Origin of the sequence: Curtobacterium sp. MCSS17_015, assembly GCF_003234265.2 — a bacterium.
Classification (GTDB): Bacteria; Actinomycetota; Actinomycetes; order Actinomycetales; family Microbacteriaceae; genus Curtobacterium.
The window spans coordinates 2,009,750-2,035,361 of the sequence record NZ_CP126256.1 but is presented as its reverse complement, the minus strand read 5'-3'; the positions used below and the strand labels follow the sequence as shown (position 1 = coordinate 2,035,361).

The window sequence follows — 25,612 nt, the reverse complement described above, 5'->3', positions numbered from 1 at the left end:
CCGGCGCTCCGTTCCACGAGCATCGTGTCGTGTCGAACCACCAGCCACCGCCCGGCGGCGCACCGGCCGCCGCCGTACCCGCACCCGTTCCCGTACCGCGGGGCGAGGTGTCCCGGCCCTGGCGAGACGCCCTCGTCGCGGTCCTCGCCCTGCTCCTGCCCGTCGTGTGCGCCGGGTGCGGTCACCCCGACCATGCCCTCTGCCCGGTGTGCCGGTCCGCCCTCGCCGCCCTGCCCGGGCGCACGCGCCTGGTGGCGGGCGTCCGACTCGACGCGGCGTACGAGTACGAGGGACTCGTCCGCACGCTCGTCCTCGAGTGGAAGCTCCGCGGACGCGTCGACGTCGTCGGTCCGCTGACCCGCCGTACGGCGGACCTCGTCCGGGCGGCGCTCGCCGCGGCACCGGGTGCGGTCGTCCTCCGGGTCCCACCGTCGGCCCGCGGTCACCGGCGGCGCGGCTTCGACCCGGTCGTCACGGTGCTGCGCCGCGCCGGGGTCCGGCATGCTCCCGCACTCCGGCGGCTCACCGCTCCGCGGGCCCGGTCCGGTGTGGACGACGTGGCGGCGGCCCAAACCGGTCCCGGCACCCTGGCGTCCGGACCGCGGATCCCGACCGGGCAGAAGGAGCGCACCGCCCTGGAGCGGGTCGCCGCCACCGTGGGGACGCTCAGCGCCGCGGGACTCGTCGGGCAGGTCGGCGGTCGTGACGTCGTCGTCGTGGACGACGTCGTGACCACCGGCGTCACGATGGCCGAAGCCGTCCGCGCGGTGCGGGTGGCCGGCGGCCGCGTGGTCCGGTGCGTCGCGATCGCCAGTGTGGAGGCGTGAGCGTGGTGCACGAGCCGGACGTCCCCTGGGCATCGGGTGGGCGTGTGCTGCCTCCCGCGCAGCTCGCGTACCCGCTCGGGCGGCAGGGTCTAGCCTCGCGGCAAGGCGTTGGTGTTCGCCGGACGGAGGCGAACCGCCGAATGTGGATGGGAGCCGCCATGGACGTGACGATCACGGGCCGGAACGTCGGGGTCACCGACCGATTCCGGACCTACGTGGAGCAGAAGTCCGAGAAGATCGACGCGCTCGCCGACCGGGCCCTCGCGTTCGAGGTGCGAGTGAGCCGGCACCACGAGAAGAGCAGCGGGGCGCAGGGCGAGGACCGCGTCGAACTGACCCTCATCGGACCCGGGCCGCTCGTCCGGGCCGAGTCCGCGGCGTCGGACAAGTACGCGGCGTTCGACCTCGCGTTCGCCCGCATCGCCGAGCGCCTGCGTCGTGCTCGCGACCGCAAGAAGGTGCACCGCGGACGGCACCGCCCGACGTCCGTCGCCGAGGCCGCGGGCGCCGGCTTCGAGGGCATGGGCGTGGAGCCCGCCGACGGCAAGCTCATCGAGGAGGTCGCCACCGGCGCCGTGCCCGTGGTCGACGCCGACCAGGGCACGGACCACGAGGACGAGGACGCGGCCTACTCGCCGGTCGTGATCCGCCAGAAGGTGTTCGAGGCCGCCCCGATGACCGTCGACGACGCGCTGTACCACATGGAGCTCGTCGGGCACGACTTCTACCTCTTCGTCGACTCGGAGACCCACCGCCCGAGCGTTGTCTACCGACGGAAGGGCTGGGACTACGGCGTCATCGGCATCGACGAGAACCCGGGCGCCGACGCCCGGGGGAGTGAGCACGTCCTCGTCGAGGAGACCTCGCCCGCGAGCGCGTAGTCCCCGGCAGCACGGCCCTCGAGTGCGCACGGTCCACCCGGGCCGTGCGCACTCGTGCTGCTCCCAGCGCCGGGCCGCGGGGGGTTGCTAGCATGACTGGCTGATCGGGCGCGCGGACCGCGCACGACGACTTCGTAAGGAGCTCACGTGGCAAACGTGCTGGAGAAGGTCCTCCGCATCGGTGAAGGGCGGACCCTCCGTCGGCTGAAGGCGTACGCCTCGGCCATCAACGACCTCGAGGACGACTTCGCGAGTCTGACGGACGAGGAGCTCCTCGAGGAGACGACCGAACTCCGCGAGCGGTACGCCAACGGTGAGACCCTCGACGACCTCCTGCCGGAGGCCTTCGCGGCCGTGCGGGAAGCGTCGAAGCGGACGCTCGGCATGCGGCACTTCGACGTGCAGCTCATGGGTGGCGCCGCCCTCCACCTCGGCAACATCGCCGAGATGAAGACCGGTGAGGGCAAGACCCTCGTCGCGACGACCGCCGCCTACCTCAACGCGATCCCGTCCCGTGGCGTGCACGTCATCACGGTCAACGACTTCCTCGCGTCGTACCAGTCGGAGCTCATGGGCCGCGTGTTCCGTGCCCTCGGCATGACCACGGGCTGCATCGTCGCAGGTCAGTCGCCGGCCGAGCGCCGTGAGCAGTACGCAGCCGACATCACGTACGGCACGAACAACGAGTTCGGCTTCGACTACCTGCGCGACAACATGGCGTGGCAGGCGTCCGACATGGTCCAGCGCGGCCACTTCTTCGCCGTGGTCGACGAAGTCGACTCGATCCTCATCGACGAGGCCCGCACGCCGCTCATCATCTCCGGCCCGTCCTCGGGCGAGGCGAACCGCTGGTTCACGGAGTTCGCGTCCATCGCCACGCGGCTGACCCCGGGCGAGGACTACGAGGTCGACGAGAAGAAGCGCACCGTCGGCGTGCTCGAGCCCGGCATCGAGAAGGTCGAGGACTACCTCGGCATCGACAACCTCTACGAGTCGGCGAACACCCCGCTCATCTCGTTCCTCAACAACTCGATCAAGGCCGTCGCCCTGTTCAAACGCGACAAGGACTACGTGGTCATGAACGGCGAGGTGCTCATCGTCGACGAGCACACCGGCCGCATCCTGATGGGACGTCGCTACAACGAGGGCATCCACCAGGCGATCGAGGCCAAGGAGGGCGTCGAGGTCAAGGCCGAGAACCAGACCCTCGCCACGATCACGCTGCAGAACTACTTCCGCCTGTACCAGAAGCTCTCCGGCATGACCGGTACCGCCGAGACCGAGGCGGCGGAGTTCATGTCGACCTACAAGCTCGGCGTGGTCCCGATCCCGACGAACCGGCCGATGCAGCGCATCGACCAGACGGACCTGGTCTACAAGAACGAGCAGGCCAAGTTCGAGCAGGTGGCGAACGACATCGAAGAGCGCCACCAGAAGGGTCAGCCGGTCCTGGTCGGCACCACGAGCGTCGAGAAGTCCGAGTACCTGTCGAAGCTGCTCGCCAAGAAGGGCGTGAAGCACGAGGTCCTCAACGCGAAGAACCACGCTCGCGAAGCCGCCATCGTCGCCCAGGCCGGACGCGCCGGCGCCGTCACGGTCGCGACGAACATGGCCGGTCGTGGAACCGACATCATGCTCGGCGGCAACGCGGAGTTCCTCGCCGTGCAGGAGATGCACGCGAAGGGGCTGTCGCCGACCGAGACCCCGGAGGAGTACGAAGCCGAGTGGGACAAGGTCTTCTCGGCGATGAAGGCCACCGTGGAAGAGGAGAGCGAGAAGGTCCGCGACGCGGGCGGCCTCTACGTCCTCGGAACCGAGCGCCACGAGTCCCGTCGCATCGACAACCAGCTGCGCGGTCGTTCCGGTCGTCAGGGCGACCCCGGCGAGAGCCGTTTCTACCTGTCGCTCACCGACGACCTCATGCGCCTGTTCAACTCCGGTGCCGCCGAGAGCCTGATGGGCCGCGGGAACGTCCCGGACGACCTGGCCATCGAGAACAAGCTCGTCGGCCGCGCGATCCGCTCGGCGCAGGCGCAGGTCGAGGGCCGCAACGCCGAGATCCGCAAGAACGTCCTCAAGTACGACGACGTCCTGAACCGCCAGCGCGAGGCGATCTACAGCGACCGCCGGCACATCCTGGAGGGCGACGACCTGCACGAGCGCGCGCAGTCGTTCCTCAAGAGCGTCGTCGACGACGTCATCGACACCCACACCGGCGAGGGTTCCCCGGACGACTGGGACCTCGACGCCATGTGGACCGAGCTCGGCACGCTCTTCCCGATCTCGATCACCATCGACGAGGTCATCACCGAGGCCGGCTCGAAGGGCAAGGCGACGCGTGAGTTCCTCGCCCGCGAGATCCTCTCCGACGCTCAGCTCGCGTACCAGAAGCGTGAAGAAGCCCTCGGTGAAGAGGCGATGCGTGAGCTCGAGCGTCGCGTCGTCCTCTCGGTGATCGACCGCCGTTGGCGCGACCACCTCTACGAGATGGACTACCTCAAGGACGGCATCGGGCTGCGTGCGATGGCGCAGCGTGACCCGCTCGTCGAGTACCAGCGTGAGGGCTACGCCCTGTTCCAGACGATGATGGGCCAGATCCGCGAGGAGTCGGTCGGCTTCCTCTTCAACCTCGAGGTGCAGGTCCAGTCGGACGGCGAGAACGCCGTCATCGAGGCGAAGGGCCTCGGCGAGGAGGGTGAGAACGCCGGCCTCGAGTACTCCGCTCCGTCGATCGACGGCGAGGTCGAGGTCCGCGACGAAGCCGGTCGGCTCGAGCAGGCCGCCACGGCTCGCGCGCAGCGCGCCCAGGCCGAGCAGGAGGCCGCCGGCCCCGAGCAGGGTTCGGCCTTCGGGTCCGCAGCGACCGCTTCGGGCCAGGCCGACGCGAGCAACCGCGCCGAGCGCCGGGCGGCGGCCAAGAAGGGCTGACGCACCACGGCACACGACGGGAGGCCCGGTACCAGCTGGTACCGGGCCTCCCGTCCGTCGTCCCCGACGGCACCAGAGGCGGTGCCGGGGCGCGCCCCGCTCAGCGCGCCCCGTTCAGAGCACACCGATGGCCGTTGCCCGCCAGCGTCCGTTGCGGACCTCGAGCCGGATCGCGACCGCTCGAGCGCGGCTCCGGGTGTGGACGACGACGGCCGCCTCCGCGACGCCGTCCCGCGGCCCGTCCAGGACGACGCCGCCGACCCGGATGACGGCGCGGTGGTGGCTGTGCCGGGAGACCGAACGGGCCCGGGCCGCGATCGCCGCTCGGTGCTGCAGGTGTCGGTGCACCTCGTCACTGATCCAGCGCGAGATGGTGTCGACCTCGCGGGCGCCGGTGAGGATCTCGGCGACGCAGAGGGCCAGGGAGCGTGCGGTCTCACCCGCGTCTGGCAGATCGGCTGCAGCATCGGCGGGCGGCGCACCGGTGGCGTCTGCCGTGCCGTCCGCAGTCCGTCGGTCGCCGACCTGGTCGTGGCTCTGGCTGTGATCGTGCTCCGGTCTCTTGACGTGCCCGCGCCTCCCGATCGGCTCGTCGTCGATGCGCTCTGCGATGTCCGTCACCCCGGCCCCCTTTCGTCAGGGCCGAGCGTATGGGCCGTGCAACATCACATTTCGCAGCCGGTACCAGGCTGTGGAGAGCGCGCCGTCGTCCACACGGGGGCGCACCTAGACTTGTCGGGTGTCGACCCTCAGTGACCTCGTCCTCGCACAAGGCCGTTCCTCCGAAGCCGACGTGGAGTGGCTCCACCTGCTCGTCGGGGACTGGCAGCTGCTCGCCGACCTGTCCTTCGCCGACATGGTGCTCTGGGTGCCGACGGCCGACGGCTCGTCGTTCGTCGCCGTCGCTCACGCCCGTCCCTCCTCGGCCGCGACCCTGTTCTACCGCGACATCGTCGGGCAGGAGATCCGCGAGGAATGGCGCGACCAGGTCACCCAGAGCTTCACCGGCAGTCGCGTCGTCGACTCCGCCGAGCCGGACTGGTACGAGGACACCCCGACCCGGGTCCGCGCGATCCCGGTGCTCCGGCGCCTCACCGCGAAGAGCGCCGAGACCACCGAGCGACCGATCGCCGTCGTCACCCGGCACTCCAACCAGGACGAGTCACGCACGCCGAGCCGGCAGGAACTCAACTTCACCGCGAGCGCGAACGACCTGTTCGGCATGATCGCGACCGGCGACTTCCCGGACCTCGGTGCCCCCGCGGGTCCTCGTCGCGGCGCGCCCCGTGCCAGCGACGGCCTGCTCCGCCTCGACACGAACGGCGTCGTCACCTTCGCGAGCCCGAACGGCCTGAGCGCCTTCAACCGGATGGGCTTCGACGGCGAACTCGAGCGCAAGTCCCTGGCCGAGGTCACGACGGAACTCCTCGGCGCCCAGCTCGACGTCGACGAGTCCCTGCCGCTCGTGGTCACGGGGCGGGCCCCGTGGCGCGCGGACATCGAGGCGAAGGGCGTCACCGTGACGCTCCGGTCGATCCCGCTCCGCGACCACGGTGAGCGGATCGGCGCCGTCGTGCTCTGCCGCGACGTCACCGAGATGCGCCACCAGGAGCGCGAGCTCATCACCAAGGACGCGACGATCCGCGAGATCCACCACCGGGTCAAGAACAACCTGCAGACGGTCGCCTCACTGCTGCGGATCCAGGCGCGCCGCACCCACTCCGACGAGGCGCGGACCTCGCTGCAGAACGCGATGCGACGCGTGGCCGCGATCGCCGTCGTGCACGACACCCTGTCGACGGGCCTCAGTCAGACCGTGGACTTCGACGAGGTGTTCGACTCGGTCCTCAAGCTCGTGACCGAGGTCGCCGCGTCGCACAACACGACCGTGCACCCGAAGAAGACGGGGGAGTTCGGGGTGCTGCCGTCGGAGGCGGCCACGCCGCTGGCACTCGGCCTCACCGAACTCGTCACCAACGCCGTCGAACACGGCCTGGACGGGCGGGACGGTGAGGTCGAGATCGTCGCCAACCGGCACGATGACCACATCGAGATCCAGGTGCGCGACAACGGAGTGGGTCTGCCCGAGGGCAAGGTCGGATCGGGACTCGGCACGCAGATCGTCCGCACGCTCATCCAGGGCGAACTCGGCGGCACGATCGACTGGCACACCCTGACCGGCAGCGGCACCGAGGTCACCATCTCGATCCCGTTCCGCTGGCTCACGGCCGGTACCGCCGCCTAGGGTCTGCGGAACCGCGGCGTCCGTCACGAACTGCACGATGCCGCGGTCCCGCTGACGACGCCCCGCGGCCCGAGGGCGCGGTCCCGGGCACGACGACGCCCGCCGGCCCCGAGGGGCGCGGCGGGCGTCGAGCGGTCTGCCGGTCCTGCTGTGTCAGGAGGCCCGACGGGCGCGGGCGGCGCGGCGCTTGAGCGCGCGACGCTCGTCCTCGCTGAGGCCTCCCCAGACACCGGAGTCCTGGTTGTTCTCGAGTGCGTACTGCAGGCACATCTCGGTCACGGTGCAGCGAGCGCAGACCGACTTGGCCTTCTCGATCTGGTCGACGGCCGGGCCGGTGTTCCCGACGGGGAAGAAGAGCTCGGGGTCTGCGGTGAGGCAGGCTGCCTGGTCACGCCAATCCATGTGGTGGTGCTCCTTGCGATAGATGCTCGAACGGCAGGCCGCGGCCGTGACTCGGGGGATCGGGACTCTGCACATGCTCATGTGACGTACGGGAGGCTTCCTGTGGGGGAGGAGCCCGCGCGGGGAGAGTTCGACGCCCGCAGAACGCTCGGGGGAGGAGCGTCGAACCACGGGAGACGCACACCACATCGTGCCGTCCAAACGACCTCGAACATCGTTCCATACTGGTATGGCCAAATCAAGGGTTTCACTGCTGGAGGATCGCTGTGCCTGACACCATCCCGGACGACGAACTCGTCCCCCGGAGGCGGCCTGCTGCGCTCCTCGTGCTCGTCGTCGTCGTCGGACTCGAGTTCCTCGCGATGGCTGCCGTGACCGTGTTCCTGCTCGTCGAGCTCCTCATGACGCCGGCCGCGAGCGTGGCGTCGGCGGTGGCGCTCCTCGTGCTCGCCGTCCTCGCGACGCTCTGGCTCGGTGCCATGGTCGTGGGGCTGCGTCGTGGACGCGCCTGGGTGCGCAGCGGGATCGTCGTCTGGCAGGTCCTGCAGGGAGCCCTCGCGATCGGCGCGTTCCAGGGGGAGTCCCGTGTGGCGTCCGTCGGCTGGGCGCTGCTCATCCCGGCGCTGCTCGGCATCACGCTCGTGCTGTCACGGTCCGTGACCGCGGTGCTCGCACGTCGGGACTGACCGGAGCAGCGCCGGGAGGTCGGCTCGGAGCTCGTCAGACCAGGCCGAGCTTCTTCCGCAGGCTCGCGACGTGGCCGGTGGCCTTGACGTTGTAGAGCGGCAGCTGCACCGTGCCGTCCTCGTCGACGACGATCGTCGAGCGGATCGTGCCGGTGACGATCTTGCCGTAGTTGTTCTTCTCGCCCCAGGCGCCGTACGCCTCGTGCACGGAGAGGTCGGGGTCGCTCAGCAACGGGAAGCTCAGGGCCTGCTCGTGGTGGAAGCGCTGGAGTGCGGGCAGCTCGTCCTTGGAGACCCCGAGTACCTCGTACCCGGCCGCCTGCAGCGACGACATGTTGTCGCGGAAGTCGCAGGCCTCGGTGGTGCAGCCCGGGGTGGAGGCGGCGGGGTAGAAGTACACGATCACCTTCCGCCCGCGGAGGTCCGCGAGCGTGTGCTCCGTGCCGTCCTGGTCGGGGAGGGTGAAGTCGGGGGCGGTGTCGCCGGCGGCGAGACGGTCGCTCAAGTGGGGCTCCTGTTCGTCCGGTGCCGCGAGTGGTCAACGGCACGCAGAAGTCATGCTATTGTTGATTCCCGTCGCGGGGCGCATGCCGAAGCGGCAGGACAACGCAAGACACGCACCTCTAGCTCAATTGGCAGAGCAACTGACTCTTAATCAGTGGGTTCTCGGTTCAAGTCCGAGGGGGTGCACCACACCGAAGACCCCGACCGATCCGGTCGGGGTCTTCGTCGTTCTCGCCGTCTCCCTCGTTCCCGGACGCCCCGCCGGTCCCGAGCCCGTTCCCCCGGGCCGGTCCCCTGCCGAGAGGGCGGGGTCGCCCCTGCTCGGACCGTCGCGCACGATGCTGAGCGCGCGAACGGCTCATCGGCCCGACACGCCCGACTGCGCCGGGGCGACGGATCTCGGCAGTCCGTCGGCGTCGGTCACTCGGACCCGATCTGCAGGACGTGCCCTCCGGCCCCCTGTCCTCATCCGGCTGGGAGGTCCACCACCCGTTCCTCCCCGAGGACCGCTTCCAGCTCCCCGGCGGACACCGCGGCGAGTTCCGCCCGCAGCGCGGCGATCCCGTCCGACGGCACCCACACCTCGAAGGTGGCCTCGGTGCCGTAGGCCGTCGCGCCGGAGGTCGCGTCGTGGCGCTGCACCCACGCGCGGAGGGCGTTGTCGACCCGTCCGGCGTCCGCGTGGGGGACCGCGACGGTCACTCGCGTGCGTGCTGCCCGTCGGACGAGGTCGGCCCGGTCGAGCGTCTCGGACACCGCTGTCGAGTAGGCGCGGACCAGCCCACCGGCACCGAGCTTGACACCGCCGAACCACCGGCTGACGACCACGACGACGTCGGTCAGCTCGCGCCGCCGGAGCACCTCGAGCATCGGGACGCCCGCCGTGCCCGAGGGCTCGCCGTCGTCGGACGACCTGGCCTGGTCACCGAGCACTCCGGTCACCATCGCGGTGCAGTGGTGACGGGCGTCCCACCTGCGACGGCGCACGTCGGCGATCACGGCCTCCGCCTCGGCCGGGTCGGCGGCCGGGTGGGCGAGCGTGACGAAGCGGGAGCGGGACACGACGAACTCGTGCTCGACCGGACCGGCGACGGAAGAGGGGTACCGGCGGGACACCCGTCCGAGGGTAGCGGCGCAGTAGGGTTGACGGGCACGGGATCGAAGGGGGCGGCGATGACTGATTCGATGCCGAAGGGCGGCGTGCTCGACGTGGGGGAACTCGCGCGACGGCTCAACCTGCTGCTCGACTTCGAGGAGTCGCAGCGCGGCGCTCCGGTGCCCTTCGCGGAGATCGAGCAGTACGTCGGCGAACGCGGCGGATCGCTCTCGCGGGCGAAGTGGACGTACATGGTGTCCGGCGACGGCCGGCGGAACAGCGACACGCTGCTCCTCCGCCTGCTCGCGGGCTTCTTCGAGGTGGACGAGCGGTTCCTGCTCGAGGACAGTGAGCTCCCCGAGCGCATCGGGGCGCAGCTCGCGCTGGTGCGGTCCATCCGCTCGGCACGGGTGAGCGGGTTCGCGGCGCGGACCTTCCCCGGTGAGCTCTCCCCGGACGCCCTCCGCCGCATCGCCGAGGTCATCGAGCAGGAGTCGCGCAGCGGTGGTGCGGTGTGACGGCGCCGACGCTGGTCGAGCGCTTCTGGCAGGTGGGTGCCGATGCGGGCTGGACCGGCATCGACGACGCCGTCGCGGCAGCGGAGCAGCTCGTCGGCAAGCCGATCACGGTGCGTGAGGAGTCCTTCCTGGCAGACGAGCCGGTGTGCGGCTTCGTCGCGACGCTCGAGCACCGGCACCTCGTGATGATCTCCCCGACGCCGTCCCCGACGTTCCGCGCGTTCGTCATCGGCCACGAGCTCGGCCACGTCCTGCACGGCCACCACGAGACCGCTCCGCAGGCGGCGGCGATCCGGAGCCTCATCCCGGACCTGCCGGAGTACAAGGTCGAGCGTGCGCTCGCCCGCGGTCTCTTCGAGAACGAGTACGAACGCGAGGCCGAGCTCTTCGCCGACCGGCTCGCGCAGTTGATCCGCGGGCACCGCGAACGTCCCAGTGCGTTCCGCGGGGTCTTCGGGTGATCCTCGCCGTCGTCCAGGCGCTGCTGCTCGTCGTCGGGGCAGTCGTGCTCTCCGTCCTGCAGCGCGGCCAGGACCGCACGCTCGCGGTCACCTTCTGGCTGTTCTCGGCCACGATCGTCGCCGGCGTCGACCCCCTGGCCCGACTGGTCGACCCGCTGCTCGGCGGTCGGAACGTCCTGACACTCGTGTGCGACGTCCTCATGGCCGCCGGGACGAGCACGCTCCTCTGGGGTGTCGCCAAGGCCGTCGGTGCGGCGCGTCCGTGGATGCGCAACGCGGTGATCGCCTCGTGCTCGGTCGTGGTCGTCGCCGTCGTCACGGCGTTCGTGCTGCTCGACCCCGTGCCGACGACCACCACCTTCATGCTGGCCGTCGGTGACCAGCCCACCGCTGCCGTGTACTCGATCGTCCAGACCACCTACCTCGGTGTCGCGCTCGGTGCGACGGGTCTCATCTGCGTCCTCCGGGTGGCTGAGGCCCGGACGGCACCCGACCGCATCGGCCTGTGGGTCCTCGTCGCCGGCGGGGTGTTCGGCGTCGTCCGGATGGTGGTCGTCGCGGTGATGGACCTCGCGCACGTCGCCGGCCGGGTCGACGTCACCCACGCCCTGGCACTGCCGTACGACGTCACCACGCCGGGTGCGGTTCTGCTCGTCGCGTCCGGCATGCTGCTGCTCGTCGTCGGTCACCGGCTCTGGCAGGCGCGCCGGACGCGCGCGTTGGAGCAGGCCCTCCATCGTCTCGCGCCGCTCCATGCCCGGCTCGGCACCGACAACGACTACCCGGACTCCGACGACCCCGCGACCCGCCTCAGTCGACTCATCGTCGAGGTGAACGACGGCGTCCGTCGTCAGCGCGCGCCGCTCAGCCCGGGCGACCGCGCCACCCTCGCCGAGGCGGAAGCGGTCCTCGAGACCACCTGACGTCGGGACGACCAGCCGGGCGTGTAGTCTCTGTAGCACGTGCTACACCTGGTGTGGACGCGGGTCTCGGCCGGTCGTGGGGGGCGGCCGAGGCCCGGGCGTAGGATCGTCGGGTGCTCGTCTTCGCTGCAGTCGTCCTGATCGTCGGTGCCGTCTTCAACGTGATCGCCTGGCCGCGCTTCTTCCAGCGCGTCGCGAAGGACTCCCGCGCCCGTGACGCCGCCGGCCGCCCGACGACCTTCTGGCGGGTCCACTTCGTGCTGATGCTCATCGGGCTGGCGATCGCCGCCGCCTCGGTCCTCGCCGCGGTGCTGCTCCTGGTCTGACGAGCGTCGCGCCCCGGCGGCGTGCGACCCGGCTGCACGGTCGCGCAGTCCGGCTGTGCAGCGCGGCCGGGAGGCCCGTGGTGCCCCCGCACCGCGCCTCCCGTCAGCGGACGACACCGAACGACGGGCCCCGTCACGGATCCCGTGCCTCGTCACCGGGGCGCGTCTGGGCGACGTCAGCCGCGCTCCGACGAGGCCGGTGGGAGCGGCACACCGAGCGCCGATCGCAACGCGAGGTCGGCGACCGCTTCGTCCGCGGGGGAGAGCAGCACCCGCCAGACGTCCTCCGGCGTGACGAACTCGACGCAGACCGCGTCGACGTCGCACTCCTCGATGCGCCACCCCTGGACGGCCTCCATCGGGACCGGCAGGAGCGTCTCGCGCTCGTAGCTCGTCTCGGCGGTCACACGGTCACGGAACACGCGGACCCGGCACAGGGCACCTCGCCACGTGTGCTGCAGGTCCAGCGTCGGGAGAACAGGAGAGTCCGGCACCCGCTGATCGTACCGGCGGGTGCCGGACTCGTCTCGCCCCGCAGGGCGTCCGGATCGGTGCGGTGTCGGATCAGGACCGGTCGTCGACCTCGTCCGTGCCGTCACCGCGGCGGCGGACCTGCGCGGCCGGGTCGCGCCCGGTGATCGGGTACGGACCGGTGACGCCCTGCCGCAGCGACGCGATGCGCAGGATGCGGTCGCGCTGCAGGAACCACCCGACGACCAGCAGCGGGATGACGATGACGAGCGACGCGATCGTGTACGTGCCGACCGGGTAGTCGATGGCCATGAGGACGATGACCGAGGCGAGGAACGCCAGGGTCAGCCAACTCGTGACCGGAGCGCCGGGGAGCCGGAACGTCGGCTCCTTCGCCAGACCCTGCTTCGCCCACTGCCGCAGCTTCATCTGGCACAGGATGATCGTGCCCCACGCCGTGATGATCCCGAGGCTGGCGATGTTCAGGGCGATCTCGAACGCCTGGCCCGGGACGAAGTAGTTGAGGACGACGCCGGCGACGGTGAAGGCCGCGGTGAGCAGGATGCCGGCGTAGGGCACCCCGCCCTTCGACATCTTCGTCGTCCACTTCGGAGCGGAGCCGTTCATGCCCATCGAGTGCAGGGCGCGCCCGGTCGAGTAGAGCCCGGCGTTGAGGGACGACAGCGCGGCGGTGAGCACGACGAAGTTCATGATCGACCCGACGACCACACCGACCTGCGGGTTGCCGATCGACGAGAAGAACGTGACGAAGGGGCTCTCGCCATCCTTGTACGCCGTGTAGGGCAGCAGGATCGACAGCAGCACGATCGAGCCGACGTAGAAGACCGCGATGCGGAAGACGACGGAGTTGATGGCGCGCGGGATGACCTTCTCGGTGTCCTGGGTCTCACCGGACGCGGTGCCGACGAGCTCGATCGCGGCGTAGGCGAACACGACGCCCTGGATGACGAGGACCGCCGGCAGGACGCCGTTCGGCAGGATGCCGCCGTTGTCGCCCCAGATCGAGAAGCCGGTGCGGACCGCTTCGCCGCCGGTCTCCACCGGGAAGGCGAAGACGAGCCACACGATGGCGACGACCAGGAAGGCGACGAGGGCCGCGACCTTGATGAGGGCGAACCAGAACTCGAGCTCGCCGAACACCTTGACGGCCACCATGTTGGCGGCGAGCACGACGAGCAGGGCCACGAGCGCGAGCAACCACTGCGGTGCCGCGGTGAAGGCCGACCAGTACTTCAGGTAGACCGCGACGGCCGTGGTGTCGACGATCGAGGTCATGGCCCAGTTGAGGAAGTACATCCAGCCGGCGGCGTAGGCGAACTTCTCGCCGTAGAACTCGCGCGCGTAGGAGATGAACGACCCCGAGGACGGCCGGTGCAGCACGAGCTCACCGAGGGCCCTGAGGATGAAGAAGGCGAAGACCCCCGCGATCAGGTACGTCACCGCGAGGGCGGGTCCTGCGGTGTGGAGTCGGCCACCAGCACCGAGGAAGAGGCCCGTCCCGATCGCACCACCGATCGCGATCATCTGCAGCTGCCGGGGCTTCAGCCCGTGCTGGTAGCCCTCCTGCTCGTGCGAGAAGTCGTTCGCCGGAGCGCGGTCGACGCCCGTGTCGTTCTTCGCTGTCATGGCCGACACGCTACCGCCGGTCGTCACCCCCGGCGGACCGACGACCGCGGCAGACCCCAGGACCGCGCCCGACGGCCTGCCGGACCCGGCGCTCCCTGGCCGCCGGCTGGACGACACCGGTCGGGCACCCGTCACGATGGTCGGATGGACATTCTCCTCCGACTCCTCGTCGCGATCGGGTTCGCCCTGCTCGTCACGGCCGTCGCGTCACTCGTCCTGCACCTGGTGTTCCGGGCGCTCGGTCGGCGGGAACGTTGGGCGGTCGCACTCTCGCGACGGACGAAGCACCCGACCCGCGCCACCCTGCTCCTCGCGCTGCTCTGGACGGCGTTCAGCACGAGCATCCCGCGCGACGCCGACCGGTTCCCCTGGCGGGACGAGGTCTCGCACGCCTTCCTCATCGCGATGATCGGCGTCGGCTGCTGGCTGGCCTGCGAGCTCGCGATCTTCCTCGAGAGCCTCGGGCTGCACAAGTACCGCGTCGACGTGCCGGACAACCGGGTGGCGCGGCGGATCCGGACCCAGGTGCTCATCATCCGACGGCTCACCGTCGCTGTCCTCGTTATCATCGCCGTCGGCGCGATCCTGCTCACCTTCCCCGGGGTGGAGGCCGCCGGTGCGAGCGTCCTGGCGAGTGCCGGCCTGCTCTCGGTGATCGCGGGTCTCGCCGCGCAGTCGATGCTCGGCAACGTGTTCGCGGGGATGCAGCTCGCCTTCTCCGGGTCGATCCGGGTCGACGACGTGGTCGTGGTCGAGGGGCAGTGGGGGCGCATCGAGGAGATCACCCTGACGTACGTCGTCGTGCACCTCTGGGACGACCGTCGGTTCGTGCTGCCGTCGACGTACTTCACGAGCACGCCCTTCGAGAACTGGACCCGGACGAGCAGTGAGCTCCTCGGCGCCGTCGAGTTCGACCTCGACTGGCGGGTCAGCCCGTCGGAGATGCGCGAGGAGCTCGACCGGATCCTGGCGACGAGCACCATCTGGGACGGCCGCACGAAGGTCCTCCAGGTCACGGACGCCGTCGGGGGACTGGTCCGCGTCCGGATCCTCGTCACCGCCCCGGACGCCGGTGGCCTGTTCGACCTCCGGTGCTACGTGCGTGAGGAGATGGTCGAGTGGATGCAGCGCCAGCACCCGGAAGCGCTCCCGCTGCAGCGCGTGCAGCTCACCGACCCGACCCCCACCACGCCGACACGACGCGGGCCCCGGAGCGAGAACGACTCGCAGCTGTTCGGCGAGGGCGACGAACGGTCCGCTCTCTTCACCGGTCCGATCCAGACCTCCGGCATCCGTGCCGACGAGGTCCCGCCGGACGGCCGCTGACCACCGCACCCAGACGCGACCCGACCGGTCGCGGGACGGACGGGAGGCCCGGTACCAGCTGGTACCGGGCCTCCCGTCGTGTCGTCCGGGGCGGTCAGCGAGCCGAGCGCTGCTTCGCCTTCACCGCGCGGTCGTCCTCGACGACCGTCCCGACCGCCACGATCGTCGTCGCGAGCCAGGCCACCCAGGTCAGGGCGAGCCTCCAGTCGCGCGGTCCACGCCTCGTCGTCTGCAGCACGCTGTAGCCGCTGATGAGCGAGCCCCACACCGCACCGCTGAACATGAACTTCCGCACGGGTTCCTCCTGTCGTCGTCCTGGCCACGTTACCGGGCGCTACATTGGAGCGCCGCCGGGCGCACAGGGGGACCTCCGGCCATCCCAGCAAGGAGTCGCATCGTGCGCCAAGCAGTCATCGGGGCCGTCCTGCTCGCCGTCGGGGCGGTGTGCGTCGCCCTCGGGCTCCTGCCGCTCCCGGAGCTCGGTGCGCTCGCCGAGCGGGTGCTGCCGGTGCTCGGGTTCGTCCTCGGGCTGACGATCGTCTCCGAGCTCGCCGCTGACGCCGGGGTGTTCGACCGGCTCGCCGACGTCGCCGCGCGGGTCGGTGGCGGGCGGACGATATGGCTCTGGGCTGCCGTCGTCGTGCTCGCGGTGGTGTGCACGGTCTTCCTGTCCATCGACACCACCGCGGTCCTGCTCACACCGATCGTCATCACGCTCGCTCGTCGGGTCGGTCTGCCGCCGATGCCCTTCGCGCTGACCACGGTGTGGCTCGCGAACACCGCCTCGCTGCTGCTGCCGGTGTCGAACCTGACGAACCTGCTCGCCGTCGACGGCATCGGCCTGGACGGGCCGCTCCCGTTCGCGGGTCTCATGGTGTGGGCGGCGCTCGCCGGGGTCGTGGTGCCGTGCGCGGTGCTGCTCGTGGTCTTCCGTCGCTCGCTGTTCGGGCGGTACACGCCGGCCGGGCTGCGGAAGGCGTCCGACCCGCTGTTCTTCTGGGCGGCGTCGGCGGTGCTGGTCGCCCTCGTCGCGGCGCTGACCGCCGGTGTCGAGGTCTGGGTCGCGGCGGTCGTCGCCGCCCTGGTCCTGGTCGGCATCGCTGCGTGGCGGGCGCCGTCGGAGCTCCGCCCGTCCCGGGTGCCGTGGTCGACGCTCGTCTTCGCCGCCGGGCTCTTCGTCGTGGTCGAGACCCTGCACGCCACGGGCGTCACCGACCCGGTCGTGCAGGCCGTCGGCGGGGGGACCGGCACGGGGTCCCTGCTGGTGCTCGGCGGGGCCGGCGCGGTGGCGGCGAACGCGATCGACAACCTGCCCGCCTACCTGGTGCTCGAGCCGGCGGCGGGCCACGAGGCCCTGCGGTACGCGGCGCTGCTCGTCGGGGTCAACGCCGGGTGCCTCGTCACGCCGTGGGCTTCCCTCGCGACGCTGCTCTGGCACGCGCGGCTCACGGCGGAGGGCATCCACCTGTCGTGGGGGCGCTACGTCGCCCTCGGATGCGTCGTCGCGCCGCTCACCGTCGTCGCGGGCGTGCTCGCGCTGCGGCTCTGACCGACGTCGTCGTCAGAGCCAGTCGCGACGCTTGAACGAACGGTAGAGCAGCAGCGACGACGCCACCGTGAGCGAGATCGACGCCCAGAGACCGCTCCACTCGCCCTCGCCCGGGAAGTGCACGTTCTGCCCGAAGAAGCTCGTGATGCCGGTCGGGATCGCGATGATGGCCGCCCAGCTCGTCACCTTCTTCATGACGGTGTTCTGCCGGTTCGAGGCGAGGTTGAGGTTCGTCTCGAGCACGCTCGACACGGCGTCGCGCTGCTGTTCGACGGTGTCGGCGATCGACACGAGGTGGTCCTCGACGTCGCGGAAGTACGGGCGGACGCCGTCGACGATGGTCTCCGCGTCGCCGTGCAGCAACGACCCGACGCTGTCCCGGGTCGGGACGACGAGTCGGCGGAGCACCCCGAGCGCCTTGCGGAGTCGGAAGGAGCGACGTTGGATCTGCTGCTCGCGGGGGTCGCCGTTCTCGAACAGGTCGTCCTCGAGCGCGTCGATGTCCCGCTCGATCGTCGCGAGCACGCTGGTGGCGTGGTCGACGACGGTGTCGAGCAGTCCCCAGAGCAGCCACGGCACCCCGTGGTCGGCGAGGTCGCTGTTCGCGTCCCAGCGGCGCTGCACCGCCGCGGTGTCGAAGTCGGCGCCGTGGATGGTGACCAGGGCGTGTCGGGTGACGAAGGCCTTCACCTCGTGCGTGACGAGTTCGCCGTCCTCGCCCGGCCCGTCGGTGTCGTAGACCACGAGGAAGATGCTGTCCCGGTACCGGTCGAGCTTCGGCCGTTGCCCGCGCTCGACGGCGTCCTCGACCGCGAGGGCGTGGATGCCGAGCTCCTCCTCGACGTGCTCGAGGTCGGCGGGCTCGGGGTCCGTGAAGTCCACCCAGACGAACGACCCGTCCCGGGCGACGAGGTCGGAGACCTGCTCGACGGGGAAGTCCCGCTCCGCCGACGACCCGTCCTGCCAGCAGCGCGTGCTCACCATGCGGCCGAGCTTAGTGAGCGGACGGTGCACACCCCTGCCCCGGCGGCCCGACCCACGCCCCGGTGGTGAACGTCCCCTCAGCCCGGCCACCCGGTCGCTGGTAGTTTCGGTCGCGACGCCCCGGCAGGCCGCCGGGCAGGAACGGAGCACCCGCCACCCATGCCCGCAGACCGAACCGACAGCACCCGGTACGCATTCATCGTCGCCTCGAACCGACTCCCGGTCGACCGGGTGGTCGAGGAGGACGGCACGGAGGGCTGGCGGCACTCGCCCGGCGGCCTCGTCACGGCCCTCGAACCGGTGATGCGCGCGAACGACGGGGCCTGGGTCGGCTGGGTCGGCCAGCCCGACGTCACCGTCGAGCCGTTCGACAACGAGGGCATCCACATCGTCCCGGTACCGCTCAGCGCCGAGGACGTGCAGGAGTACTACGAGGGGTTCAGCAACGACACGCTGTGGCCGCTCTACCACGACGTCATCGAGCACCCGAGCTACCACCGTGACTGGTGGAACGCCTACAAGCGCGTGAACCAGCGGTTCGCCGAGCAGATCGCCGAGATCGCCGAGCAGGACGGCATCGTCTGGGTGCAGGACTACCAGCTGCAGCTCGTGCCGGCGCTCCTGCGCACCCTGCGACCGGACCTGACGATCGGCTTCTTCAACCACATCCCGTTCCCGCCGGTCGGCATCTACGCGCAGCTGCCCTGGCGAGCGCAGATCCTCGACGGACTGCTCGGCGCGGACGTGATCGGGTTCCAGCGCCAGGACGACGCGAGCGACTTCCTCCGCGCCGTCCGGCACATCAAGGGCTACACGACGAAGGGGTCGACGGTGGACGTCCCCGTCGACGACCCGCAGGCGCCGCGGAGCCGCAAGGGGATCACCGTCCGACACGTCGAGGCGCGCCACTTCCCGATCTCGATCGACGCCGAGAGCTTCGAGGAGATCGCCCGCCGTCCCGAGGTGCAGCAGCGTGCGAAGGAGATCCGCGACGGACTCGGCAACCCGAAGACGGTGCTGCTCGGCGTGGACCGGCTCGACTACACCAAGGGGATCCGGCACCGCATCAAGGCGTTCGGCGAACTCGTCGAGGACGGCCGACTCGCGGTGGAGGACGCCGCGCTCATCCAGGTCGCGAGCCCGAGCCGTGAGCGGGTCGACACCTACCGGATGCTGCGCGACGAGATCGAGCTGAGCGTCGGTCGGATCAACGGCGACCTCGGGGTCATCGGGCACCAGCCGATCTCGTACCTGCACCACGGGTACCCGCGCGAGGAGATGGTGGCGCTCTACCTGGCCGCCGACATCATGCTCGTGACGGCCCTCCGCGACGGCATGAACCTCGTCGCGAAGGAGTACGTCGCCTCGCGCCACGACAACGACGGCGTGCTGATCCTGTCCGAGTTCGCCGGAGCCGCCGACGAGCTCAAGCAGGCCGTCATCGTCAACCCGCACGACATCGGGGCCCTCAAGGACTCGATCCAGCGCGCCATCGAGATGCCCCGCCGCGAGCGCTCGACGCGGATGCGCGCGCTCCGCAAGCGCGTGAAGGACAACGACGTGGCACGCTGGTCGCGCTCGTTCCTCGAGGCGCTCGACCGGCACGCGCCGAAGGGCGCGCAGATCGATCCGGAGTCGGTCGAGCAGGGCGAGCCGCACCGGGAGGCCCAGACCGACGGCACGTCGATCTTCGACCAGGACGCGCAGCGGGCGCGCGCCGCCGAGGACACCCGGGAGGACCGTGATGCCTGAGCAGGAGGCGCGCACCGAGCAGACGACGGACAGCGGTCTCGCTCCGGCCCTCGAGGCGCTCGTGGCCGCGCCGCGACTGCTCGTCGCCCTCGACTTCGACGGCACGCTCGCGCCGTTCGCCGACGACCCGTCCCAGGTCGGGGCGCTCCCCGGCAGCTGGGCGGCCGTCCTCACGCTGCAGCGGGCACGGGACACCGAGGTCGTGCTCGTCTCCGGACGGCCGCTCGGCAGCCTCGCGGCGGTGTCGCACGCTCCCGACGGCATGGCACTGGTCGGCTCCCACGGCGTGGAGTGGCGCGTCGACGGCCACGACGAGGCGGCGCTCGCCGCGGACGAGACGGCTCGGGTGGCGCGCATCGGAGCCGCCCTCGACGCGGTCGGGGCCCGGCACCCCGGCGTCGTGATCGAGCACAAGCCCGCCGGGCACGGCGTGCACACCCGACGCGTCAGCGCCGAGGAGGCCGCGGCGGCGAACGCCGAGGCGAGTCGGGCGGCGCACGAGGCCGACGCCGACGTCCTCGAGCGCGGCGGCAAGGACATCCTCGAGTTCGCGGTTCGGCACGTCACCAAGGGGGACGCCATCGACCGGCTCCGTGCGCTCCGCGGAGCGGACGCCGTCTTCTTCGCCGGTGACGACGTCACGGACGAGGACGCCTTCCGGGTGCTCCGCGCCGGTGACGTCGGCGTGAAGGTGGGGGAGGGCGACACCCTGGCCACCCACCGGGTGTCCGACCCATCGGCCCTCACCGACGTCCTGAAGCAGCTGGCGCGCGCCCGGGCGACCCGCTGAGCCGGGGCCGGTCCGACCCTCCCGTCCGTCCGGCGGCGGGGGGCGCCCGGCTCGGGTCGATCGACGCAACACGATGCAGACGCATGGTGTTGCGCGACTGGTATCCCAAACGGTCCTAGACTCTGGGCATGCCTGACATCGACGTGAAGCCGCGCAGCCGGGTCGTCACCGACGGGATCGAAGCAACCACTTCGCGTGGCATGCTGCGGGCCGTCGGGATGGGCGACGAGGACTGGGAGAAGCCGCAGATCGGCATCGCCTCGTCGTGGAACGAGATCACCCCCTGCAACCTGTCCCTCGACCGCCTCGCCCAGGGTGCCAAGGAAGGCGTCCACGGCGGCGGCGGGTACCCGCTGCAGTTCGGCACCATCTCGGTGTCCGACGGCATCTCCATGGGCCACGAGGGCATGCACTTCTCGCTCGTCTCGCGCGAGGTCATCGCGGACAGCGTCGAGACCGTCGTCAACGCCGAGCGCCTCGACGGCACCGTGCTGCTGGCCGGCTGTGACAAGTCCCTCCCCGGCATGCTGATGGCCGCCGCGCGCCTCGACCTGGCGAGCGTGTTCCTCTACGCGGGCTCGGTGATGCCGGGCTACGTCAAGCAGGCCGACGGCACCATGAAGGAAGTCACGATCATCGACTCCTTCGAGGGTGTCGGCGCGTGCAAGGCCGGCACGATGAGCGAAGCGGAGCTCAAGAAGATCGAGTGCGCGATCGTCCCCGGCGAAGGCGCCTGTGGCGGGATGTACACGGCCAACACCATGGCGAGCCTGGCCGAGGCGCTCGGCATGTCGCTCCCCGGGTCCGCCGCGCCGCCGAGTGCCGACCGTCGCCGCGACTACTACGCGCACCGGTCCGGCGAAGCAGTCGTGAACATGCTCCGCCTGGGACTGACCGCCCGCGACATCCTGACACGCGAGGCGTTCGAGAACGCCATCACCGTGCTCATGGCCCTCGGCGGCTCGACGAACGCCGTGCTGCACCTGCTGGCGATCGCGCACGAAGCCGAGGTCGAGCTCACCCTCGACGACTTCAACCGCATCGGCTCGAAGGTCCCGCACCTGGCCGACATGAAGCCCTTCGGCAAGTACGTCATGGTCGACGTCGACCGCAACGGCGGCATCCCGGTGATCATGAAGGCCCTGCTCGAGGCCGGCCTGCTGCACGGCGACTGCATGACCGTCACGGGCAAGACGGTCGCCGAGAACCTGGCCGAGATCGACCCGCCGGAGCTCGACGGTGAGGTCTTCCGCAAGATCGACGACCCGATCCACGCGACCGGTGGCCTGACGATCCTGCAGGGCTCGTTCGCGCCCGAGGGCGCCGTGGTGAAGACCGCCGGCTTCGACGCCTCGGTGTTCGAGGGGCCCGCCCGGGTGTTCGACCGCGAGCGTGCCGCGATGGACGCCCTCACCGAGGGCCGTATCCAGAAGGGCGACGTCGTCGTCATCCGCTACGAGGGCCCCAAGGGCGGTCCGGGCATGCGCGAGATGCTGGCGATCACCGCGGCCATCAAGGGCGCAGGCCTCGGCAAGGATGTACTACTCTTGACGGACGGTCGATTCTCAGGCGGCACAACCGGCCTCTGCATCGGCCACATCGCACCGGAAGCCGTGGACGCAGGTCCAGTGGCATTCGTGCGCGATGGCGACCGCATCCGTGTCGACATCGCGGCTCGCACGCTCGACCTACTCGTCGACGCCGCCGAGCTGGAAGCCCGCCGTGACGGCTGGGCCCCGCTGCCCCCGCGCTACACCCGCGGAGTCCTCGCGAAGTACGCCAAGCTCGTGCAGTCCGCCGCCCAGGGCGCGGTCACGGGCTGACGTCGACACCCGACACATCGCCATCCCTCCAGGCAAGGAACCCTTCATGCCCACGGAAGCCACACCGCTGTCCGCTGCCGGAGCGCGCCGGTCACCCGAGGTCCTGACCGGCTCGGGCGCCGTCCTCCGCACGCTCGAGCACCTCGGGATCACCGACGTCTTCGGGCTCCCCGGCGGCGCCATCATCCCCTTCTACGACGAGCTCATGGCCTCGACGACAATCCGCCACGTCCTCGTCCGGCACGAGCAGGGAGCCGGCCACGCCGCCGAGGGCTACGCGTCCTCGTCGGGCAAGGTCGGCGTCGCCATCGCCACCTCGGGTCCCGGCGCGACGAACCTCGTCACCGCGATCGCCGACGCCTACATGGACTCGGTGCCGTTCATCGCGATCACCGGACAGGTGTTCTCGACGCTGATGGGCACCGACGCGTTCCAGGAAGCCGACATCGTCGGCATCACGATGCCGATCACGAAGCACTCGTTCCTCGTCACCAAGCCGGAGGACATCCCGGCCACGCTCGCCGCCGCGCACCAGATCGCGACGACGGGCCGCCCGGGGCCGGTGCTCGTGGACATCACCAAGGACGCGCAGCAGAAGTCGGCGCCGTACATCTGGCCGCCGAAGATCGACCTGCCCGGCTACCGCCCGGTCACGAAGGCGCACGGCAAGCAGATCACCGCGGCGGCGCAGCTCCTCGCCGAGTCGTCCCGCCCGGTGCTCTACGTCGGCGGCGGTGTCATCCGCTCCGGCGCCTCCGCCGAACTCCTGGCGTTCGCCGAGGCCACCGGCGCCCCGGTCGTCACGACGCTGATGGCCCGCGGCGCCTTCCCGGACTCACACGCGCAGCACCTCGGCATGCCCGGCATGCACGGCACGGTGCCCGCGGTGCTCGGGCTGCAGGAGAGCGACCTCATCATCGCGCTCGGTGCCCGCTTCGACGACCGTGTGACGGGCAAGGTCGACGACTTCGCCCCGGACGCCAAGGTCGTGCACGTCGACATCGACCCGGCCGAGATCTCGAAGATCCGGTACGCCGACGTCCCGATCGTCGGCGACGCGAAGGACGTGCTCGTCGACCTCGTGGCGGCGTGGGCCGACGTGCCGGTCGACCAGCGGGCCTCCACGGCCGACTGGTGGGCGCACCTCAACCAGCTGCTCGAGGACTTCCCGCTCGGGTACACCGAGCCGACCGACGGGCTGCTCGCCCCGCAGGCGATCATCAAGCGCATCGGCGAGATGACCGGACCCGAGGGCGTCTTCGCCTCGGGCGTCGGTCAGCACCAGATGTGGTCGGCGCAGTTCATCCAGTACGAGCGCCCGAACGCCTGGCTCAACTCCGGCGGCGCCGGCACGATGGGCTACTCGGTCCCGGCCGCGATGGGTGCCAAGGTCGCGCAGCCCGACCGCGTCGTGTGGGCCATCGACGGCGACGGCTGCTTCCAGATGACGAACCAGGAACTCGCAACCTGTGTCATCAACGACATCCCGATCAAGGTCGCGGTCATCAACAACTCGTCGCTCGGCATGGTGCGCCAGTGGCAGACGCTGTTCTACGACGGCCGCCACTCGTTCACCGACCTGCAGACCGGCCACGGCACCCGTCGGGTCCCGGACTTCGTGAAGCTCGCCGACGCGTACGGTGCGCTCGGGATCCGGGTCGAGAAGCCGGAGGAGGTCGACGCGGCCATCCAGCTCGCGCTCGACACCAACGACCGCCCGGTGGTCATCGACTTCGTGGTCAGCCGCGACTCGATGGTCTGGCCGATGGTCCCGCAGGGCATCGGCAACTCCTCCATCCAGTACGCCCGCGACCTCGCGCCCACCTGGGACGACGAGGACGCCGACATGACGGGGGAGCCCGCATGAACCACGTCCTGTCCCTCCTGGTGGAGGACAAGCCGGGTCTGCTGACCCGTGTCGCCGGCCTGTTCGCCCGCCGCGGGTTCAACATCGAGTCCCTCGCCGTCGGCAGCACCGAGGTGGACGGCCTGAGCCGCATCACCGTGGTGGTCGACGTCGAGGACCTGCCGCTCGAGCAGGTGACGAAGCAGCTCAACAAGCTCGTCAACGTCATCAAGATCGTGGAGCTCGACTTCCCCCAGTCGGTGCAGCGCGAACACATGCTCGTCAAGGTGCGTGTCGACAACCAGACCCGGTCCGCGGTGCTCGACGCCGTGACGCTCTTCCGGGCGCAGGTCGTCGACGTCGCCACCGACTCGCTCGTCGTCGAGGTGACCGGTGACCCCGGCAAGATCCAGGCGATCCTGCGCGTCCTCGAGCCCTACGGCATCAAGGAGCTGGCGCGCGCCGGTCTCCTCGGCATGGGCCGCGGACCGAAGAGCATCACCGACCGGGTGCGCTGAGCACCGGTCAGCCAGAGACCACCGAACCAAGGAGATCACGCACCGTGACTGACATCGTGTACGACGCCGACGCCGACCTCAGCCTCATCCAGGGCAAGAAGGTCGCCGTCATCGGCTACGGGTCGCAGGGCCACGCCCACGCACTCAACCTCCGCGACTCCGGCGTCGAGGTCAAGATCGGCCTCAAGGAGGGCTCGAAGAGCCGCCAGAAGGCCGAAGAGGCCGGCTTCGAGGTCCTCACCCCGGCCGACGCCACCGCGTGGGCCGACGTCGTCGTCATCCTCACGCCGGACCAGGTCCAGCGGATCGTCTACGCCGACGACATCGCCCCGAACCTCAAGCAGGGCGCGACGCTCGTCTTCGGGCACGGCTTCAACATCCGCTACGGCTACATCGAGGCGCCCGAGGGTGTCGACGTGTCCCTCGTCGCCCCGAAGGGCCCCGGGCACACCGTCCGTCGTGAGTACGAGGCCGGCCGCGGCGTCCCCGTGATCGTCGCCGTCGAGGTCGACGCCTCCGGCAGCGCGTGGGACCTGGCGTGGTCCTACTCGAAGGCCATCGGCGGCCTGCGCTCCGGCGGCATCAAGACGACCTTCACCGAGGAGACCGAGACCGACCTGTTCGGTGAGCAGGCCGTCCTCTGCGGTGGCACGTCGCAGCTCATCCAGTACGGCTTCGAGACCCTGGTCGAGGCGGGCTACCAGCCGCAGATCGCCTACTTCGAGGTCCTGCACGAGCTCAAGCTCATCGTCGACCTCATCTGGGAGGGCGGCCTCACCAAGCAGCGCTGGTCGATCTCCGACACCGCCGAGTTCGGTGACTACGTCTCCGGCCCGCGCGTGATCTCGCCCGAGGTGAAGGAGAACATGAAGGCCGTGCTCGCCGACATCCAGGACGGCACCTTCGCGAAGCGCTTCATCGAGGACCAGGACGCCGGTGCCCCGGAGTTCCAGGCCCTCCGCGAGAAGGGCGAGGGCCACCCGGTCGAGGCGACCGGCCGCGAGCTCCGCAAGCTCTTCGCATGGAAGCAGGCGGACTCCGACTACGTCGACGGCTCGGCCGCGCGGTAGTCTGCCTGAGACAAGCTCGACCCGCGAGGCGGCGGTGCA

General features: G+C 70.5%; 25 protein-coding genes and 1 tRNA gene. 18 read left to right on the top strand and 8 right to left on the bottom strand.

What is annotated here, in order from left to right:
* The first annotated feature begins 29 nt into the window (after nt 1-29).
* The 3 genes from DEJ18_RS09515 (at nt 30) to secA (ending at nt 4,636) form a co-directional block, all read left to right on the top strand.
* On the top strand, nt 30-827 hold the full coding sequence (locus DEJ18_RS09515) for a phosphoribosyltransferase family protein (protein WP_111211024.1): 798 nt from the start codon (nt 30-32) through the stop codon (nt 825-827).
* Between the two features lie 158 nt (nt 828-985).
* Nucleotides 986-1,708: a ribosome hibernation-promoting factor, HPF/YfiA family gene (gene hpf, locus DEJ18_RS09510; protein ID WP_258371050.1), complete on the top strand. Its 723-nt coding sequence runs from the start codon at nt 986-988 to the stop codon at nt 1,706-1,708.
* Between the two features lie 147 nt (nt 1,709-1,855).
* On the top strand, nt 1,856-4,636 hold the full coding sequence (gene secA, locus DEJ18_RS09505) for a preprotein translocase subunit SecA (protein ID WP_111080473.1): 2,781 nt from the start codon (nt 1,856-1,858) through the stop codon (nt 4,634-4,636).
* Between the two features lie 114 nt (nt 4,637-4,750).
* Here the strand turns inward: secA and DEJ18_RS09500 are convergent, their stop codons facing one another.
* A complete protein-coding gene (locus tag DEJ18_RS09500) occupies nt 4,751-5,257 on the bottom strand; it encodes an Rv3235 family protein (RefSeq protein ID WP_111211025.1) in 507 nt (168 codons plus the stop codon).
* Between the two features lie 118 nt (nt 5,258-5,375).
* Between DEJ18_RS09500 and DEJ18_RS09495 the strand changes: the two genes are divergently transcribed.
* Nucleotides 5,376-6,881 carry a sensor histidine kinase gene (locus DEJ18_RS09495; RefSeq protein WP_111080471.1) on the top strand — a complete coding sequence of 502 codons (1,506 nt, stop codon included), beginning with the start codon at nt 5,376-5,378 and terminating at the stop codon, nt 6,879-6,881.
* A gap of 153 nt (nt 6,882-7,034) precedes the next feature.
* On the opposite strand, the gene DEJ18_RS09490 is transcribed toward DEJ18_RS09495, so the two are convergent.
* Nucleotides 7,035-7,283, bottom strand: a complete 249-nt coding sequence (locus DEJ18_RS09490) for a WhiB family transcriptional regulator (protein ID WP_022904217.1) — start codon at nt 7,281-7,283, stop codon at nt 7,035-7,037.
* 266 nt (nt 7,284-7,549) lie between these two features.
* Here DEJ18_RS09490 and DEJ18_RS09485 point away from each other — a divergent pair, with 266 nt between their 5' ends.
* Complete coding sequence (locus DEJ18_RS09485) at nt 7,550-7,969, top strand: hypothetical protein (protein WP_111211026.1); 420 nt, start codon at nt 7,550-7,552, stop codon at nt 7,967-7,969.
* A 34-nt stretch (nt 7,970-8,003) separates the two neighbouring features.
* On the opposite strand, the gene bcp is transcribed toward DEJ18_RS09485, so the two are convergent.
* Nucleotides 8,004-8,474: a thioredoxin-dependent thiol peroxidase gene (gene bcp, locus DEJ18_RS09480; protein WP_111080469.1), complete on the bottom strand. Its 471-nt coding sequence runs from the start codon at nt 8,472-8,474 to the stop codon at nt 8,004-8,006.
* 112 nt (nt 8,475-8,586) lie between these two features.
* On the opposite strand from bcp, the gene DEJ18_RS09475 reads away from it, so the two are divergent.
* Nucleotides 8,587-8,662 (top strand) — tRNA-Lys (locus tag DEJ18_RS09475).
* 276 nt (nt 8,663-8,938) lie between these two features.
* Here DEJ18_RS09475 and DEJ18_RS09470 read toward each other — a convergent pair.
* Nucleotides 8,939-9,589, bottom strand: a complete 651-nt coding sequence (locus tag DEJ18_RS09470) for an IMPACT family protein (protein WP_111211027.1) — start codon at nt 9,587-9,589, stop codon at nt 8,939-8,941.
* Nucleotides 9,590-9,646: 57 nt separating this feature from the next.
* On the opposite strand from DEJ18_RS09470, the gene DEJ18_RS09465 reads away from it, so the two are divergent.
* From DEJ18_RS09465 to DEJ18_RS09450, 4 genes are all read left to right on the top strand, one after another.
* A complete protein-coding gene (locus DEJ18_RS09465; protein ID WP_146241603.1) occupies nt 9,647-10,087 on the top strand; it encodes a hypothetical protein in 441 nt (146 codons plus the stop codon).
* Nucleotides 10,084-10,548: an ImmA/IrrE family metallo-endopeptidase gene (locus DEJ18_RS09460; protein WP_111211029.1), complete on the top strand. Its 465-nt coding sequence runs from the start codon at nt 10,084-10,086 to the stop codon at nt 10,546-10,548. The genes DEJ18_RS09465 and DEJ18_RS09460 overlap by 4 nt, the downstream gene beginning before the upstream one ends.
* Nucleotides 10,545-11,471 (top strand): hypothetical protein, encoded by a 927-nt coding sequence (locus DEJ18_RS09455; protein WP_111211030.1) that lies wholly within the window; start codon nt 10,545-10,547, stop codon nt 11,469-11,471. Before DEJ18_RS09460 ends, DEJ18_RS09455 begins: the two co-directional genes overlap by 4 nt.
* A gap of 113 nt (nt 11,472-11,584) precedes the next feature.
* Nucleotides 11,585-11,797 (top strand): SCO4848 family membrane protein, encoded by a 213-nt coding sequence (locus DEJ18_RS09450; protein WP_111080464.1) that lies wholly within the window; start codon nt 11,585-11,587, stop codon nt 11,795-11,797.
* Between the two features lie 176 nt (nt 11,798-11,973).
* Here DEJ18_RS09450 and DEJ18_RS09445 read toward each other — a convergent pair whose 3' ends face one another.
* Entirely contained in the window at nt 11,974-12,291 is a 318-nt protein-coding gene (locus DEJ18_RS09445; protein ID WP_146241604.1) for a hypothetical protein, read from the bottom strand.
* Nucleotides 12,292-12,361: 70 nt separating this feature from the next.
* The gene (locus DEJ18_RS09440; protein WP_111211032.1) at nt 12,362-13,915 is read right to left on the bottom strand and encodes an amino acid permease; all 1,554 of its coding nucleotides are present in this window, start codon (nt 13,913-13,915) and stop codon (nt 12,362-12,364) included.
* 144 nt (nt 13,916-14,059) lie between these two features.
* Between DEJ18_RS09440 and DEJ18_RS09435 the strand changes: the two genes are divergently transcribed.
* Nucleotides 14,060-15,241: a mechanosensitive ion channel family protein gene (locus tag DEJ18_RS09435; protein WP_111211033.1), complete on the top strand. Its 1,182-nt coding sequence runs from the start codon at nt 14,060-14,062 to the stop codon at nt 15,239-15,241.
* 94 nt (nt 15,242-15,335) lie between these two features.
* On the opposite strand, the gene DEJ18_RS09430 is transcribed toward DEJ18_RS09435, so the two are convergent.
* Nucleotides 15,336-15,536 (bottom strand): hypothetical protein, encoded by a 201-nt coding sequence (locus DEJ18_RS09430; RefSeq protein WP_111080460.1) that lies wholly within the window; start codon nt 15,534-15,536, stop codon nt 15,336-15,338.
* 102 nt (nt 15,537-15,638) lie between these two features.
* On the opposite strand from DEJ18_RS09430, the gene DEJ18_RS09425 reads away from it, so the two are divergent.
* Nucleotides 15,639-16,790: an SLC13 family permease gene (locus DEJ18_RS09425; protein ID WP_111211034.1), complete on the top strand. Its 1,152-nt coding sequence runs from the start codon at nt 15,639-15,641 to the stop codon at nt 16,788-16,790.
* A 12-nt stretch (nt 16,791-16,802) separates the two neighbouring features.
* Here the strand turns inward: DEJ18_RS09425 and DEJ18_RS09420 are convergent, their stop codons facing one another.
* Nucleotides 16,803-17,774 (bottom strand): magnesium transporter CorA family protein, encoded by a 972-nt coding sequence (locus tag DEJ18_RS09420; protein WP_111211035.1) that lies wholly within the window; start codon nt 17,772-17,774, stop codon nt 16,803-16,805.
* Between the two features lie 159 nt (nt 17,775-17,933).
* Here DEJ18_RS09420 and otsA point away from each other — a divergent pair, with 159 nt between their 5' ends.
* The 6 genes from otsA to ilvC all read left to right on the top strand — a co-directional run bounded on the left by otsA (nt 17,934) and on the right by ilvC (nt 25,573).
* The gene (otsA, locus tag DEJ18_RS09415) at nt 17,934-19,526 is read left to right on the top strand and encodes an alpha,alpha-trehalose-phosphate synthase (UDP-forming) (protein WP_111080457.1); all 1,593 of its coding nucleotides are present in this window, start codon (nt 17,934-17,936) and stop codon (nt 19,524-19,526) included.
* Nucleotides 19,519-20,316, top strand: coding sequence for a trehalose-phosphatase (otsB, locus tag DEJ18_RS09410; RefSeq protein WP_111211036.1), 798 nt, complete (start codon nt 19,519-19,521; stop codon nt 20,314-20,316). The genes otsA and otsB overlap by 8 nt, the downstream gene beginning before the upstream one ends.
* A gap of 128 nt (nt 20,317-20,444) precedes the next feature.
* Nucleotides 20,445-22,139 carry a dihydroxy-acid dehydratase gene (gene ilvD / locus DEJ18_RS09405; RefSeq protein WP_111211037.1) on the top strand — a complete coding sequence of 565 codons (1,695 nt, stop codon included), beginning with the start codon at nt 20,445-20,447 and terminating at the stop codon, nt 22,137-22,139.
* Between the two features lie 46 nt (nt 22,140-22,185).
* Entirely contained in the window at nt 22,186-24,006 is a 1,821-nt protein-coding gene (locus DEJ18_RS09400; protein WP_111080454.1) for an acetolactate synthase large subunit, read from the top strand.
* Nucleotides 24,003-24,503 (top strand): acetolactate synthase small subunit, encoded by a 501-nt coding sequence (gene ilvN, locus DEJ18_RS09395; RefSeq protein WP_111211038.1) that lies wholly within the window; start codon nt 24,003-24,005, stop codon nt 24,501-24,503. Before DEJ18_RS09400 ends, ilvN begins: the two co-directional genes overlap by 4 nt.
* A gap of 44 nt (nt 24,504-24,547) precedes the next feature.
* On the top strand, nt 24,548-25,573 hold the full coding sequence (ilvC, locus tag DEJ18_RS09390; RefSeq protein ID WP_111080453.1) for a ketol-acid reductoisomerase: 1,026 nt from the start codon (nt 24,548-24,550) through the stop codon (nt 25,571-25,573).
* The last annotated feature ends 39 nt before the right edge of the window (nt 25,574-25,612 follow it).